This is a genomic window from Tolypothrix sp. VBCCA 56010, from assembly GCF_050875635.1.
Lineage (GTDB): Bacteria > Cyanobacteriota > Cyanobacteriia > Cyanobacteriales > Nostocaceae > Hassallia.
On sequence record NZ_JBPAOH010000020.1, the window covers coordinates 1 to 15828 of the forward strand.

General features: G+C 38.4%; 12 protein-coding genes. 6 read left to right on the forward strand and 6 right to left on the reverse strand.

Annotated elements, in window-relative coordinates; all coding sequences use genetic code 11:
• The coding region (locus AABK37_RS09530; RefSeq protein ID WP_432551330.1) for an AAA-like domain-containing protein at positions 1–2980 on the reverse strand (2980 nt) is incomplete at its 3' end.
• Between the two features lie 296 nt (positions 2981–3276).
• On the opposite strand from AABK37_RS09530, the gene AABK37_RS09535 reads away from it, so the two are divergent.
• The 6 genes from AABK37_RS09535 (at position 3277) to AABK37_RS09560 (ending at position 9192) form a co-directional block, all read left to right on the forward strand.
• Positions 3277–4584, forward strand: coding sequence for an AAA-like domain-containing protein (locus tag AABK37_RS09535; RefSeq protein WP_432551331.1), 1308 nt, complete (start codon positions 3277–3279; stop codon positions 4582–4584).
• A 212-nt stretch (positions 4585–4796) separates the two neighbouring features.
• Positions 4797–5270 (forward strand): hypothetical protein, encoded by a 474-nt coding sequence (locus tag AABK37_RS09540; RefSeq protein ID WP_432551332.1) that lies wholly within the window; start codon positions 4797–4799, stop codon positions 5268–5270.
• Positions 5271–5806: 536 nt separating this feature from the next.
• Positions 5807–7516, forward strand: coding sequence for an ABC1 kinase family protein (locus AABK37_RS09545; protein WP_432551333.1), 1710 nt, complete (start codon positions 5807–5809; stop codon positions 7514–7516).
• A gap of 11 nt (positions 7517–7527) precedes the next feature.
• Entirely contained in the window at positions 7528–7677 is a 150-nt protein-coding gene (locus tag AABK37_RS09550) for a hypothetical protein (RefSeq protein WP_432551334.1), read from the forward strand.
• A complete protein-coding gene (locus AABK37_RS09555; RefSeq protein ID WP_432551335.1) occupies positions 7659–8033 on the forward strand; it encodes a hypothetical protein in 375 nt (124 codons plus the stop codon). Before AABK37_RS09550 ends, AABK37_RS09555 begins: the two co-directional genes overlap by 19 nt.
• Before the next feature lie 277 nt (positions 8034–8310).
• On the forward strand, positions 8311–9192 hold the full coding sequence (locus AABK37_RS09560; RefSeq protein WP_432551336.1) for a hypothetical protein: 882 nt from the start codon (positions 8311–8313) through the stop codon (positions 9190–9192).
• A gap of 99 nt (positions 9193–9291) precedes the next feature.
• Here the strand turns inward: AABK37_RS09560 and AABK37_RS09565 are convergent, their stop codons facing one another.
• The 5 genes from AABK37_RS09565 to AABK37_RS09585 form a co-directional block, all read right to left on the reverse strand.
• Entirely contained in the window at positions 9292–10212 is a 921-nt protein-coding gene (locus AABK37_RS09565) for an Npun_R2821/Npun_R2822 family protein (RefSeq protein ID WP_432551337.1), read from the reverse strand.
• Between the two features lie 10 nt (positions 10213–10222).
• Positions 10223–11227, reverse strand: a complete 1005-nt coding sequence (locus tag AABK37_RS09570) for an Npun_R2821/Npun_R2822 family protein (RefSeq protein ID WP_432551338.1) — start codon at positions 11225–11227, stop codon at positions 10223–10225.
• A 27-nt stretch (positions 11228–11254) separates the two neighbouring features.
• Positions 11255–12211 carry a glycosyltransferase family 10 domain-containing protein gene (locus tag AABK37_RS09575; RefSeq protein ID WP_432551339.1) on the reverse strand — a complete coding sequence of 319 codons (957 nt, stop codon included), beginning with the start codon at positions 12209–12211 and terminating at the stop codon, positions 11255–11257.
• A gap of 50 nt (positions 12212–12261) precedes the next feature.
• Complete coding sequence (locus AABK37_RS09580; RefSeq protein ID WP_432551340.1) at positions 12262–13473, reverse strand: glycosyltransferase; 1212 nt, start codon at positions 13471–13473, stop codon at positions 12262–12264.
• A gap of 86 nt (positions 13474–13559) precedes the next feature.
• A complete protein-coding gene (locus AABK37_RS09585; RefSeq protein WP_432551341.1) occupies positions 13560–15806 on the reverse strand; it encodes an ATP-binding cassette domain-containing protein in 2247 nt (748 codons plus the stop codon).
• Positions 15807–15828 lie beyond the last annotated feature (22 nt).

A 15828-nucleotide genomic window follows, 5' to 3' on the forward strand; every position in this document is an offset into this window, starting at 1 on the left:
AGGCAATTTCTTTACCAGTGGCGAGATTCCACAATTTGATAGTCTTGTCATTACTTGCAGAAGCTAAGGTTTTGCCGTCGGGACTAAAGACGACGCTGCTGACCCAATCTTGATGCCCAGTCAGAGAGGCAATTTCTTTACCAGTGGCGAGATTCCACAATTTGATAGTCTTGTCATTACTTGCAGAAGCTAAGGTTTTGCCGTCGGGACTAAAGACGACGCTGCTGACCCAATCTTGATGCCCAGTCAGAGAGGCAATTTCTTTACCAGTGGCGAGATTCCACAATTTGATAGTCTTGTCATTACTTGCAGAAGCTAAGGTTTTGCCGTCGGGACTAAAGACGACGCTGTTGACCCAATCTTGATGCCCAGTCAGAGAGGCAATTTCTTTACCAGTGGCGAGATTCCACAATTTGATAGTCTTGTCATTACTTGCAGAAGCTAAGGTTTTACCGTCGGGACTAAAGACGACGCTGTTGACGCTTTCTTGATGCCCAGTCAGGGAGGTAATTTCTTTACCTGTGGCGAGATTCCACAATTTGATGGTCTTGTCATTACTCGCAGAAGCTAAGGTTTTACCGTCGGGACTAAAGACGACGCTGTTGACGCTTTCTTTATGCCCAGTCAGGGAGGTAATTTCTTTACCTGTGGCGAGATTCCACAATTTGATGGTCTTGTCACCACTTGCAGAAGCTAAGGTTTTGCCGTCGGGACTAAAGACGACGCTGTTGACGCTTTCTTGATGCCCCTCTAACTGATTACGTTCGTGGATATTTAACAACATCTCCTGTAAACTAAACAATGGACTGTAAGTCGGATAATCAGCCAAAGATCGTTTACCTTTAGCTAAACTTTTCAACTCCCTTCCAGTCCGCATTATTTCCATTAAATTCTCAATTTGCCCTTCTCGATAAAACTGGCGCAATATTCTGATTCCCGCTTGTTCCAATCGTGTAGCTATTTGGGCTTCTTTTTGCTGCTTTTGGGCTTGTTGTGCCAGTTGTTGTGCTTGTTGCTTTTGTTGTTGTGCAAGTTGTGATTCTTTAACAGCAGTTTCCCTCTCTTGCTGGGCTGTTTTCTTTTTTATTAAAGCTGCTAGCTGTTGTTTCTTTATTATTCCTAGTTGATTTAAAGCTATTTGGCGGGTATTTTCTGCTTTTTGACGCTGTTGTTCAACTAACAACACTTGTTGTTCTGCTTGTTGTTTGTCTCCCTGTGCTTGTTTAACTGCTTCCTTTAAAGACTCTCCTCTCTGTTTTAGCTGTTCAACCTCTTGGGTTCTCCGCTTTACTTCCTGATTTTTTTGATTGAATTGTTGATCAATTTTTTTAAAATTAGCATTTGCCTTCTTCTCTTCAGCTTCTGCTCTTTGAACTTGAACTTGTGCTCGATTAGTGGTAACTTTCAACTCTTGAGCCTTTAGGTTTGCTTTCACCCGTTGCTGATTAGCCCAAGTTGCAAAAATCAACGTAGCTAATGCACCAATTGCAGACAGCGCTAAAACAAAAACTCCAATACGAATCTGTCGCTTTTTTTTTTGTTGCACTTCAGCCAAACTCAGATTCGCTTCTCGCGTTGCCTCAGCCAAACTCAGATTTGCTTTTTTTTCTTCCTCAAGGGCTTTTAACGCTTTTTCTGCTTTTTGCTGCGCCTCTATTAAAAATTGGTTATTTTTCTGTTCCGCTTCCAAATTACGTTGAATTCCACGTCTATCAAAATCCTGACTGGCAATTAAATACTGATTATCCAAATGGCTCAAAGTCTTATCACTTGCCCAAAGTAATGCATCCTGCAATGCTTTTCCTCGCAACAAACAAGACTCATCTTGATATTTGGTCTCTTTCCAAACCTTTAAATTCTCAGCATAAAAACGTAATTTACCTAACTCATTCTCTACCCAATTAATATCAAAAACATTCCCATAAATCTTGTTATAAACCCTCAAATTTCCCTGTTGTTCCACCACCAACCCAGTCAAACGCAACCTCATTTGCTCTGCACTACTATCGACAGCAATCTCATTTTGTTGCAAGATTTGCTGATACAACCCCAACAAAGCCACAGCAATTTGCTCGTTAGTGAGAATCCGATCTCGAATTGTCTTTAAATGCTCCTGTTTATCCTGTGTTTCCCAATTATCAATAATTTTAGTTTTAATAATCCTGGCAATTTTTGATTGAGAATCTATATTTTCTTGCCAATTCCAGTTTCTCAACAATTCACAAACCCTCTGGGTTAAAAATGGTTGTCCCCCTGTCCAAGCTAAAACTTGAGTTATCACAGCTTGGGGATTTTCTACTTTTTCTTCTAAACCCTTCACTAATGCTCCAACTTCGTGAATTTTAAATCCATCTAGTTGAATTGGTTCCCCAATATTAAATGGTGTACGGGTTTTATCGGTAATCAAATCACTAGGGGTTGCTACTCCTAATAAAGCAAAAGTTAGACGCTTGTAGGCTGAATTTTCCGATCGCCTATTATAGCAACTTCTAATCAGAGCAAAAAAATCCTCACGACCAAAATTTAAACTCAGAGTGCTGTCAATTTCATCAATAAAAATAATAATCTTCCCTGGGATAGATGCCAAAAGTACATCTTCTATAAATTCATCTAACTTTTGCATTGATGAAATATCATTGCGATCGCGCCACCAAGTACGGCGAAATTCTACGTGATTGGCAATTTTCAAATCCTTAACAATTCTAGAAACAATACCCGTATACCATTGCTCTTGGGTAACGTTATCTTTGCTACCTTGCCCGGAAATATCGATACTACTACAAGCGACTCCCTCATCTATAAATCGTTGCATAGTCCGAGCTTTCAAGCTCGATTTACCCATTTGCCGTGAGTTAAAAACATAACAATACTTTCCAGCTTTCAAAGCATTATAAAAGTCGGAGTCGGCTTTTCTGACTACATAACTGGGAGCATCTGCTGGAAGACTTGCTCCAACTTGGTATTCATAGTTTCCAGTCATTGCTTAGTCTCCAATAGCACAAGTAATAACGGTAAATCGGCACTGTAAATTATTTTCTTATATTCCTATTTTCTGGTTTTTTTCTTCAGAAAAAGTTTAAAAATCAATAAAAATTAAGTAGAATAAAAAGCCCATACCATAGGATTGTAATTGAAAAAATGTCAAGATGTATTTGAGTTTGATTCGAGTTTCATTCGACTTTTTCAGGGCTTCATTTTTTCAAAGAAATCCTGCTTAGGCTTCATTTTTTCAAAGAAATACTCTAAGCTGTTTGTATTAGTTTTATCAATTCGGCTATGAGTAATAATAAAGGGGTGCGAGTACGTCAGGACTGCATAGACAAAGTTAAATTGGCAAAAAAAGCCATACTAATGAAAACCGGCAAGAACAGTCAAGATGCTTTTGCCCATGAAATTGGGTTAGCACCATGTACTCTGAGTAATTTCCTAAATGGTAAAAATGTTCACCTTGGAACTTTCCAATATATTTGTCAGCACCTAAAGTTAAATTGGGAGGAAATTGCTGATATGGAGGATGATGAAATCTCTGTTTCAACTCCTCAACCTCAAACCGTAGCAACCTTCACAGAAAATACTACCATCGAATATCCTGAAGGTCCGGTAGCCTTAGATTCCCGTTTTTACGTCAACCGTCCCCCGAAAGAACAGGATTGTTACAGGGAAATTAGCAAACATGGTGCGTTAATTCGGATTAAAGCACCCGAACAAATGGGGAAGACTTCGCTACTGATTCAGATTTTACATCAAGCAGACCAACAAGGCGATCGCACTGTCTATATCAGCTTGAAAGGAGCAGACGCACAATGTTTTACCAGCTTAGATAAATTTCTGCGTTGGTTTTGTGTAACTATTAGCCACAAGTTAAAGTTGGAAAATCGGTTAAATGAATATTGGGAAGATGATATTAGCTGCAATATGCGATGCGAAACTTATTTTGAAGAGTACATCTTGCCAGAAATCTCTCAACCATTGACTTTAGCTTTGGATGAAGTCGATAGATTATTTGCATATCCCGATATTTATGGTGATTTTTTCGGCTTGCTCAGATATTTACACGAAGAAGCCAGACGAACAAGTATTTGGCAAAAACTGCGGTTGGTAATAGTACATTCCACCGAAATTTACGTACCTTTAGATATCAATCGTTCTCCCTTCAATGCGGGTTTTCCCGTCGATTTACCAGAATTTAGTTTAGAGCAGGTACTAAATTTGGCTCAATTACATGAATTAAATTGGAGCAGCGATGATGTAACCCAACTAATATCTATGATTGGAGGACACCCGTTTTTAGTTCGTCTTGCTTTGTATCATATTGCCCGTCAAGATGTAACTTTAGCAAAATTCCTCCAAACAGCAGCAAGTGAATCGGGTATTTACTACAACCACCTGAGTCGTCTGATGTCTGCTCTGAGCAAACAACCTGAATTATTAGCAGCAATGCGAGAAGTTGCAAAAGCCAGCCATCCCGTACAGTTAATCGCTGAAATTAAATTTAAATTACAAGCAATGGGATTAGTAAAAATCACAAACGATGGGGTAATACCCAGTTGTGAATTATATCGACAATATTTTCGGAATTTTTAATTATTCTTTAAATCAATAAAAATACCATATCTCAAATCATACCAATTTGGATAAATAATGCGGCTCGTAAATAAGACATCTGGGATATGAATCTAGCAATTTTTAATAACTAATTCAATCAGTATTAAATCAAATGAAAGTCCGATAAATCTCAGCGTTCTATTCTTTTAGAAAGAGACAAGATTGAATTGTCGAGTTCAACAGACAATTCAATGCTACATAAAACACTTCAGGCTAAATTACTCGGAACGATCGCTGCTCTTACTGGTATCTCTGCTACTCTTTTCACTGTACCTACCGCAGTTCGTGCTGATGATAGGGAATATATTTATGAAGTTCGCGACCAGCTAATCGAAAAGGCGATCGCTTCTGGTTTAGCTGGCTATAGTTTAACTCATGACCCTTTTATCGACGCATTAGCTCAAGATCGCTCCGATTATATAACAATAAATCTGCGTGCAGGTACATCATACGGCATAGTTGGAGTATGTGACAGTGATTGTCGAGATTTAGATATTGCACTTTATGATAGCCGTGGAAATCTGATTACTTCTGATTTACAAGATGATGATATTCCTGCCATCACCATAAATCCTTCTCGAAGCGGTACATATCGAGTCCGGGTTGATATGGCTAATTGCAATACCAATGCTTGTTACTACGGTATCGGTGTATTCGGTCAGTAAAACCAACTGACCTTGCATAAACAAAGGGGCAAAGAGACAAACTTTATCTACGTCTTATGTCACTTTGCACCTTTGATTTCTCGCCAACCCTTGAATCTAGGTTTAATACCATTTCTGTATAAAGATGCGCCTAATTTAGCCCACGCAGGTGGGCTTTGTTTGTATAGCCGAGCCAGTGCGTTCGGTCGCCAGACTTGAAGCACCTGGCGTCCAGGCTTCTAGCCTGAGGGCGAATAAAGCGCTAGACATTTTACCAGCTTGACTAGCCTTGACAAAACTTTACAAACGTGACCTTCTTAAACTTTCTGAAAGAAGTATTTGTACTTTTATAAAGTATAATTAAGAATAAAGATAAAAAAGACGGGCAACCTCCCTTGGCTAATATTGCCTAGAAAGTTACCCGGAAATGTAAAAAATTTAATTGTTGTAGATAGTTGTAGATAAAAACTACAAAAATCTTGTCTTTGCAGCCAACTTGTAATGCAAGACAAGCAAACAAAACAGTAAAGTTATCGGTTTAAGAGGCAAAGGTCGGCGTGGGTCAGTATCAACCTGCTCAGTTAACGAGCTACAATGCAAACGCGATCGCTCGCTACTACAGCTTGCGTCCCTGGCTAGCGATAGCGCGATCGATAAAGATAGTTTGGTTTTTTGCGGGATTTATTCTCGGTCTAAAATGGGATGAATGGCGTGGAGAAACTGAACGAAACAAGTTCAAACGAGCCATTCAGTTGCGACAAATATTAACGAGTCTGGGTCCAACTTTTATTAAAGTAGGTCAGGCACTCTCGACGCGACCAGACTTAATACGTAAAGATTTCTTAGACGAACTGGTAAAGCTACAAGACCAGTTGCCACCTTTTGATAATGCGATCGCTTATCGAATTATCGAAACTCAACTGAACGCAAGCGTTTCAGAAATTTATAGCGAATTGTCACCAACTCCAGTCGCTGCGGCTAGCTTGGGTCAAGTATATCGCGGTCGTCTCTACAGCGGCGAAGAAGTAGCCGTAAAAGTGCAACGTCCGAACTTACGTCCGGTGATTACACTCGACCTTTATTTAATGCGTTGGGCAGCAGGTTGGCTGAGTCCTTGGTTGCCCCTCAATCTCGGTCACGATTTAACTTTAATTGTGGACGAGTTTGGCACAAAGCTATTTGAAGAAATTGACTATATTAATGAAGGTCGTAACGCGGAAAAATTTGCGAGTAACTTCCGCAACGATCCGCAAGTCAAAATACCAGCTATTTATTGGAGTTATACCAACACCCGTGTTTTAACTCTGGAATGGATTAACGGCTTCAAACTCACAGATACGAAAAATATCCGTGCGATCGGTTTAGATCCAGAAGCGATTATCCAAATTGGTGTCACCTCAGGTTTGCAACAGTTGTTAGAACATGGTTTCTTTCATGCTGACCCCCATCCGGGTAATTTGTTTGCTATGACTGATGGTCGCATGGCTTACATTGACTTTGGCATGATGGATCAGCTAGAGGAAACCACCAAAGAAACTCTTGTAGATGCGTTGGTGCATGTAGTCAATAAAGATTATAATGACTTCGCCGAAGACTTGGTAAATTTAGGCTTTCTCACACCAGAAACGAATATTGCTCCGATTGTGCCGGCATTAGAAACGGTGCTGGGAAACGCAATTGGTAAAAACGTCAAGGATTTTAATTTCAAGACAATTACCGATGAATTTTCGGAATTGATGTATGAATATCCTTTCCGTGTTCCGGCAAAGTTTGCCTTAATTATTCGTTCTCTGGTGACGCAAGAAGGTATTGCTTTAAGCCTCAATCCGAATTTTAAAATTGTCGAGGTAGCTTATCCTTACGTAGCGAGACGATTGCTAACAGGAGATTCTCCAGGATTGCGGCAGCGGTTATTGAATGTGTTGTTCAAAAATGGTAAATTTCAGTGGCAGCGGTTAGAAAATTTAATTGCGATCGCCCGCACTGATAACAACTTTGATTTATTACCAACAGCGCAATTAGGTTTACAATATTTGCTGTCTGATGAAGGCAAGTTTATCCAAAGACAGTTGCTGCTTGCTTTAACTGAAGATGACCGTCTTCACACCGAAGAAGTTCAACGCTTGTGGAATCTGGTGAAAGATGACTTAAAGCCGAATCGTTTGTTGAGTGTAGCGATCGGCATTTTGACAGAATTCTCTAGAGAAAGCGCAGCCGCTATTTTACCGACTGCTACACATCTTGTTTCTTTTGGAAAAAAACAGTAACAACGTGGGGAATGGGGACTGGGGGACAAGGGAGACAAGGGAGACAAGGGAGACAAGGGGGAGTTAAAATTACCAATGCCCATTGCCTAATTCCCAATTCCCAATTCCCAATTCCCAATTCCCATATTAATCAGGAGTTTTCATGTACTATTATCCTCTAAATCCGCCATATTTTCTGTTAGCTGTTGGCTTATTTATTGCATTAACCTCTGGTGCAGCCTTATCTGGAACGCTAAAGTTAATTATGGAAAAAATGCAATTAAATAGTGTAGAAAAGTTAGGTTCTCGTTTTTGGAGCAGAAAGTTATTTGTTCCATTTCTCGGAATCGCTGGTGGTGTTTGTTTATTTCTTACATCAGGTTTTGAAATATTCGGTTTTCCACCATTCCTTGCTTATATAATTGGTGTACCGATTTCTCTTTTAACAAGCGTACTAGTTTGGTTGCAGTTAGGAAGTATGCTGGCTTTTATAGAACGCCAAGGAATGACATCTCTAGACTTAGATTCTATGCCTTGAGTATAAATATGGACACAGAAATACTGTGTCCAAACCTAATTTATTGTGTTATGTCAAGTCCATTTGATGACTTATTATAAAAATCCTACGTCTTTCTCTGCGCCTCTGCGTGAATTTTAATAATATTTTAAATCTAAAATTTCAAAATATATTAATTCAACATCATTTTATTTATTAAAATAAGAATTAAGTATAACTACTGAAGTTCCTAACTTGATTTGTATTTATACCAAATTTACATACAGTATTTCTATCTAAAGTAGGAAATTAAAGAACAATGAATCAAGCAGAGCCAGAATTTTGCTTTTGCAGTATAGCATTTGGTAAGAAATATCGCGCTCTTGCCTTGTTATTAGCACAAGATATAGAGAGATATTCGCCGAAAACTTATTTTATAGTTTTAACTGACAATCCCAGCGACTTTAACAAACAAGCTAACATTTTAGCCTTTAAACATCGGTCGCAGAGCGTTAAGTTTTATCACGACAAAAGATTTGCGATCGCCAAAGCATTATCTCTGTTTAATTCCTGCATATTCATTGATGCAGATATGCGAATACTAGCACCAGTGCCAGCAGATATGCAATGGATTAAAAAAGTAGGAATAACAGCAAGAACTTGCGAAATTATGCCCAAAAAGTATGCCAAAGTTATTGCAGGCACTGCTAGCGCTAAACTTTGTCGAGAATTTCAAGTAACCAAAAAAGCTGCACAAAAGTTAAATCTAGACCTAGAAAATGAAAAGATTAAATTTGTGTACGAGTATTTATTTGCAGTTACAAAAGACTCTGGAAAAGAACTTGAATTTTTAAAACAATGGGAGACACTCGCCAATTATTTTGAATTAAATGGAATTTATGACGGTGAAGGAAACGCAATAGGTTTAGCTGCTGCCAAGGCTGGTTTGGATGTTAGATTAAGTGAGATGCAGGGCATTTCCTTTTTTAAAGATAAAACCGAACTAGTCAGAATCCAAAAAGGACAATCAAAGATGGAGGAAATGTCCATATATTTTGAGCAACAGAAGATGCACGAATACCCCAAGCGTTCCCTTCTAGAAAAAGTCGCTGCTAAACTCCGTCAAAGCATTACTCATTTATATAATTTAGTCCGTCTGAGAATTGTTACCTTAAGCAAGTTTGATTTTTATTACCGATAAGTAGGTAATATATAGCAATCCTATCTGATTTGTGAAAATTGGCAGCATCCAGATCCCCGACTTCTTTAAGAAGTCGGGGATCTAGCTTTTCACAAAAACTTACTTTTTCAGAAAGCGGAATAGAGTTTTAATTTGACTTAAAGTTTGCTGCCAAGAACTTTTTTTAACCTTAACTGGGAAAATTGGCGGTGGCAATGATGGATTGAGATTGCGATAATACTCCCAAATTTCCCAATAAGGGCAATCAGGTTCAATCCGCATCCCTGCCCAGTGAAGAAACTGTAGAGGCTGATTCAACTTGGGGTCTATAAGTATATGCCCTTGAGCTTGAAAATGAGGGCTACCTGCCCAATTTCCAGGTGCTTTACCAGGTCTGTTGACTATATTAAATCGGCGCGGTACATGCTTTAAAACGAGATAGTTAAGGATAGTTTGGTCTGAGTTTAATAAATAGAAATATTCCGGATGGCGAACGCATTCTCTAAAGAGTTCCCAGATATCTTCCTCAGAAAAAGCTTGCTTTTTAGAACACCAAAAACCACTATTAAAAACGTCTTTGAATTCAGTTTCATTAAAGATATTATTCTCTTGAATTGACTGATTAAATACTTCATAAATTCCGCCTGTATGTTGATAGTCATAACAAACGAAATCATTTTCTTGAAGATAGCTGAGATTGTCGATAATTTTGTTAAACACAACAATATCAGTGTCTATATACAAAAACTCATCGAAAGAACCAAACCAGCAAACAAGCTTACGAAGTAAGTTAGGTCTCTCAAAGAAATTTTTTCCGCAGATGTTATCGACTTGCTCGCAAAAGTACTTGATATATTCTAAATTTTCGTAAATTGTTACCCCAGAAAAGTTAGAAAAAACCTCTGCTATCTTTTGATAATTGTCATTGTAGGGAATCATGACAATTGGTGTATCCGAGTCATAAAAACGGATACTATTAATTAAGGCAACGGCATTATCCATCACCTTGTCATTGCCTAGAAGATAAATCCCGCGATTCATTGATTATTCCTCAAACTTTTATACCCAGCTTTTTGAGAACTCTTGTCTTCAAACTAGGAGGTGCATTGTAGGGTTGTGGCTTAGTAGTAAACTTTGGTCGTTTATCGGGTTCGTGCAGGTAACGATAGTGTAAGAAAATATCTCGATATGGGAAATCAATATTGTCACCGTTGCAGACTCTATCAAATAAGCTGGATGACAAGCCGATGTAGTGCAGATAAGTCAGTTTGTTACCTTTGTCATACAACCAATTAGATTTATATTCAAAGTGAGAAGAAGTGACGGCATTTCCAGTTATTTTGCTTTCAGGTAACTGCTTTGATAAGTTACACACCGGAATATTTGCTCGCATTACCATATAGTTGAGAACTGACTGATTAGGCGCTTCTGGGAATAAAATTTCTGCCTCTCCATCTGCCAGTCGAGATACAATAAAATCTCGTTCTTCTGAACTAAATAACCCCCGCTTACCAGCATAAAAACCCGCACAAAAAATATCAGATTTAATTCTGTCTTCACTAAATATTTGAGATAATTTGTCAGATTTTACATTAAAAATGTGTGAGGGGTCTTTGTACTGAAAGTCATAAACAACTAAAGGATGGTCGTTTAACTTATCAAAAATAATTTGCAGAGAATCTAAGACCAAAATATCTGCATCAAAATAGGCAAATTTGTCAAAGGGACTGCTGTTATCAAAAGCGCAGTATCGACGGTTCATGCCAATCCGACGCACCCCTTTAATGCCTTGTTCTTCCCAAACTTTTAAAGCAGTGGGATGTGTTTGCCACACTCGCAAAGAAAAATCTTCCCAATTTTTAAACAATTGGGCATCATTTAGCAGAGTCACATTTTTTCTTGTAGCGACTTCCGCACTAACTTTTTCGATGTTGTTGTCATAGGCAATTACACATACTGGAATATCTGTACCTACGTTGACTTCAACACTATTAAGAAAAGCTACGAGTTGGTTATAAACTACATCGTTGCCGATTGTATAGATACCATTAGTCATGGAAATTTCCGTAAGTGTAAATTTTATTTATGCAATTTGGTTAACTGCGTTATCTAACCAGTTCAGCAGATTTAATTTGTGCAAAATAATCTGCCTAGCTTCAGCGATCGCCTCTTTAGCTGCGTACCAAGCATCAGGAGTAGACGTTACTTCCTGAATGTATGCCAAACCCTTTTCATCTATACTTGGTAGTCTCAAAAAGCTTCCTGGTGGCAATAATTTATCAGCGGCAGAACCACCATAATAAATTGGCAAACACCAAGCCAAAAGAGAATCCCAAAGCTTCTCACTCACATACCAATTATTGTCAGCATAATTTTCTATTGCCAAGTTGTAATAATAGGGAGCCATGCTATGCCATTTATTATTAACTTTTCCATTTCCCTGTGCCCAATCTGGTAAATCTCGTCCATACAAATCGAAGATTAAACCGCTTGATTGCAGCATTTTTAAAAAGTTAAGACGTTGCTGATGATTTGCCGTGCGATCGATACCAGATGTAATCCAACTGCAAGGACGAACCTTTTCTGGAGGTGGCATTTCATTCAGTTCTCTAAACGAATTCGCATGATACCAAATAGCAGGCATATACTCAGGAATGGGCGCAAAATCATCTGGACCAGAGACATAACCGCAGTATTTAGAAGCGTTTTCGTAATCAGTAATTCGCTTTTGTTCCAACTCTGGAAATGGCGGTTCTCTTACTAAAGAAATTATTCTTTCTTTCGGCACTCCTCGCAGTAGATTTGTTATGTTTTCTTTCTGCTGTGGCTGTGGTTTAAACTTATTCAACCAGCTTTTCTTGGCAACAGGTTTAACAAAGTCGCAGAAATTGTATAACAGTAGAAAGTCTGGCTTTGAGTGATTTGCTTGGATTTGAATATTTTTCCACTCACCAAATGCATTAGGGGTTTGATGCCAAAGCCAATCACTTTGGTTAATAGCTTGATAGCCAGTAATCATACCGATAGTTTTTTTTACCATAATGATAGCAAATTAGTTGAATTACTACTTTGTTGTTCGGCGATTTAATCTCAATTCATTGCCACTGGACGCATAGAATCATCGACATAGCTAAGAATTTTTTGGATTCTATTTTCCCAAGTAAACTGCTTGACGAACTCAAGACTATTTGAATAGCCTTCGATTTTTCTGGGACGGGTTTCTAAAACGTGTTTAATACATCTGGCAAATTCTTGTGGATTATCTGGTTCGCACCAAGCAGCCACAACATTTGCAGGCTTAAATTCCATCAATGGTGGAATCTCCGTTGAGACGATGGGTGTACCAGCAGCCATATAATCAAAAAACTTCAGAGGAGAGGTAAAAGTTGATGCATTTCCCGAACAATGAGGGTGAGCTAAAATATCAGCAGCTTGCAGCAAACTTCCTAACTTGTGGTGTTCTATGTAGCCTAAAAATGTCGTGTTGGTAACTTGCTTTTCTCTTGCCATCTGCTGATAAGCTTGCACTTGCTCTTCTTTTCCGCCGGCAAATACAAATTGGACGTGCGGTAAATCTTTGGCAACATCAATTAATAAATCAACCCCTTTAAATGGATACAGCGCTCCAGAATAGACAACCATATGTTGGTATTTATCTTGAAGCAGTTTTTCTCGCCATTCTTCAGCTGCTTCCGGTTGTCTGGTAGCAAACAATTGACTGTAACCATTATGCATTTTGACAACTTTTTCAGGTGGCATTCCATTTTGGATCATGCTTTCTCTAACTGTATCGGCAACAGTTATAGCAATCGTAAAAAGTGGATTTTTGACAATTTCTGGTTCAAATTTTTTGTCTTCGTGATGGTGGTGTTCGTAAATTGCGGGAATTCCGTGCCTTATTGCTACTTTGACAAAGTTCCAGTCGCGAGTATGGACTATTTTAGTGGTAGGAAGAATATGAAAGGGGAAATAGTATTTTGATATAAGGGTGCTAGAATTTGTCAATTTGCCACCAAATTTATCTACGAACCAAGGCATTGAAAGAGGAGCAACTTTGAGTTTTTCTTGTAAGTTGTAAAGCTTGGCAAGTTTTTCTTCGGGTTTTCTGGGTGAAAACGGACGAATTAAACTAATAGGGTTATGAGATGTTAATCCTTTGTGGCTGTAAACTAAAACGGTTGAATAACCCAAGTTAGCAGCTGCGTTGGCAGAATTTGCTACCTGCACTAACTTTGCCTCTGGTTTAGTTAAAACATTTCTCGTGAAAAATATATAATTGTTTCTTTGGGAAGATGTTTTCATGATATTAAGTCAAGTATTTTTCTGGTAGTTATTGTTTTGTAATGAAAATTAATCGATACAATTATTTCATTGTTTTACGGGAGAATTTAAGGCTTTATGCTATCCTCCAAATATTCTATTTTGTTTAGTAGATGTATTGCTGATTCACAAGCTTCTTCAAAAAGTTGATTTTGCTCTAGGGGATTTTCTACCAAATTGTCTGCTAGCGATCGCAAAGAACTAAGGATGTCATTGAGAATTGTCCGAAACTCTTTAGAGAAATGAGTTAAGATTTCACTATCAATAGTTTCACCGTAATTTTTTGATGTAAATGATACAGGTTGGTATTTGATTTGCAGGTTAGCAATATCGTCAAAAACATCAACAGCGTTGAGAATTTTAAAAGCAGATTTGTAAGATTCTGCAATTAGTTCTTGACGTTCTTGGGGATTGTCTACCATATCATCAAGTATTAAGCGCAAGAAACCAATCATCGAGTTAAGACGCGATCGCATTTCATGAGAAATCCGAATCAAGCTTTGATGAGGTTTGCTGTTCACTTCCGAGCGATCGCTAAATTGCATTGAGTACAAACGCGAATAGTAGCCATTCTTGCTTAACAGTTCTTCATGAGTTCCCACCTCAACGACACGTCCTTGATCTAAGACAGCAATTTGATCGGCTTTTTGGACTGTGGAAAGTCGGTGTGCAATTACTAAAGTAGTGCGATCGCGACTTAGATCGTCAATTGCAGCTTGTACCAAACGTTCAGAAACGGTATCCAAAGCGCTGGTAGCTTCATCGAGAATGAGAATTTCCGGGTTTTGCAGTAATGCCCTCGCGATCGCTAATCTTTGTCTTTGTCCACCAGATAACATCACACCGCGATCGCCAATCATCGTTTCAAATCCCTGAGGCAATTTGCTGATAAACTCATAAGCATTTGCCCTTTGCGCTGCTGCAATAACTTCATCTTCTGTAGCTTCTGGTTTTCCGTAAGCTATATTATTCCGCACCGAATCATTGAATAAAAACGTATCTTGACTAACAATTCCCATCGCTTTCCGTAAAGACGTAATATCAAAGTCGCGCAGGTCAGTTTTATCAATCGTAATACTGCCAGATATCGGGTCATAAAATCTTGGTAAAAGGTCTGCAAGCGTTGACTTACCCGCACCCGAACCACCTACTAAAGCTAAAGTAGTACCACGCGGTAAAAATAAATCGACATCCTTCAACACCAACTTTTCTTGATTCGGGTAAGAAAACGAAATGTTATGAAAATGCACTCCTTTCTCTAATTTTGTGTAGTTTAACTCACCCCTCTTCATTAAAGGTTTATTATCCAATCGTAAAAACTCTGTCACCATATCTACACTACCAGCGGTATTAGCAAAAGCACTGCGGACAGTATTTAACTGAGAAATTAACGGCAGAAGTCGCAAAAGCACCAATAAATATGTAAAAATAACCGCTGAAAGTGACGCAATTTGTGCTGCAAAAAAGGTGCGACTCAAAAACACAATTAGCAGTAAAGCCGTAATTCCCATCACCTCACTAACTGGTGCGATTATCTCTGAATTAGCCTGGGATTGGTACTCTGCTTTTTCGCGATCGCGAATTAGTTTTTTAATTCTTTGATATTCCTTCTCTTCATTACCAGTTGCCTTGACTAAGCGAATTCCACTCAAAGTTTCTAGTGTACTGACTGAATAAGCTTTAGACATCTCTGACAATTGCTGACCAAACTTTTTGGAACGACCTATAGCATACTGATTAATTAGCATTACCAAAGACAGCAAAAACGTAGCAGCAATTGTCAATTGCCAAGAAATTGATAACAAAAAGCCAACAAAAACTAAAATTGTAATTCCGAGAATAACTAATTTAACTGCATTCCCTATAGCACTAGCAGCACGGGCAATTTCTCCACCAAGACGATTGATTAAATCACCAACTTTCATCTTGGCATAATAATCTATGTCAATTTCTAGTAATAACTTCACTCCCGCTTCTCGCATATCCGAGGTCAGCATTCGCGTTAAAGTACTAGATGCTAACGTACTAGCATAAGTTGCACCATTTTTTAAAATAATTGTGAATATAATTGCTCCTGCCATCAACGGTAATCTGTAACTTTCCGATACCTTATCAAACGGATACAGAATTACTTTGAGAATACCAGGAGCGCTGGTTAAATTCACTTCTTGTCCGACGATTTTTAAAATCACTGGTACAATTAGTGCTGTACTTATCCCATTAAATAAAGCTCCAGAAAACCCCAAGATTATTGTTATAATAATCCAGCCAGGATAAGGTTTAGCAAATTTGATTAGTAGCTTATTGCCCAACATACTGTATGTATTTACTTTAATA

Excerpts from the sequence above, each read along its gene's own strand:
- AABK37_RS09535 (WP_432551331.1), top strand. The coding sequence starts at position 3,277 with ATGAGTAATAATAAAGGGGTGCGAGTACGTCAGGACTGCATAGACAAA.
- AABK37_RS09540 (WP_432551332.1), top strand. The coding sequence starts at position 4,797 with ATGCTACATAAAACACTTCAGGCTAAATTACTCGGAACGATCGCTGCT.
- AABK37_RS09550 (WP_432551334.1), top strand. The coding sequence starts at position 7,528 with ATGGGGACTGGGGGACAAGGGAGACAAGGGAGACAAGGGAGACAAGGG.
- AABK37_RS09555 (WP_432551335.1), top strand. The coding sequence starts at position 7,659 with ATGTACTATTATCCTCTAAATCCGCCATATTTTCTGTTAGCTGTTGGC.
- AABK37_RS09560 (WP_432551336.1), top strand. The coding sequence starts at position 8,311 with ATGAATCAAGCAGAGCCAGAATTTTGCTTTTGCAGTATAGCATTTGGT.
- AABK37_RS09565 (WP_432551337.1), bottom strand. The coding sequence starts at position 10,212 with ATGAATCGCGGGATTTATCTTCTAGGCAATGACAAGGTGATGGATAAT.
- AABK37_RS09570 (WP_432551338.1), bottom strand. The coding sequence starts at position 11,227 with ATGACTAATGGTATCTATACAATCGGCAACGATGTAGTTTATAACCAA.
- AABK37_RS09575 (WP_432551339.1), bottom strand. The coding sequence starts at position 12,211 with ATGGTAAAAAAAACTATCGGTATGATTACTGGCTATCAAGCTATTAAC.
- AABK37_RS09580 (WP_432551340.1), bottom strand. The coding sequence starts at position 13,473 with ATGAAAACATCTTCCCAAAGAAACAATTATATATTTTTCACGAGAAAT.
- AABK37_RS09585 (WP_432551341.1), bottom strand. The coding sequence starts at position 15,806 with ATGTTGGGCAATAAGCTACTAATCAAATTTGCTAAACCTTATCCTGGC.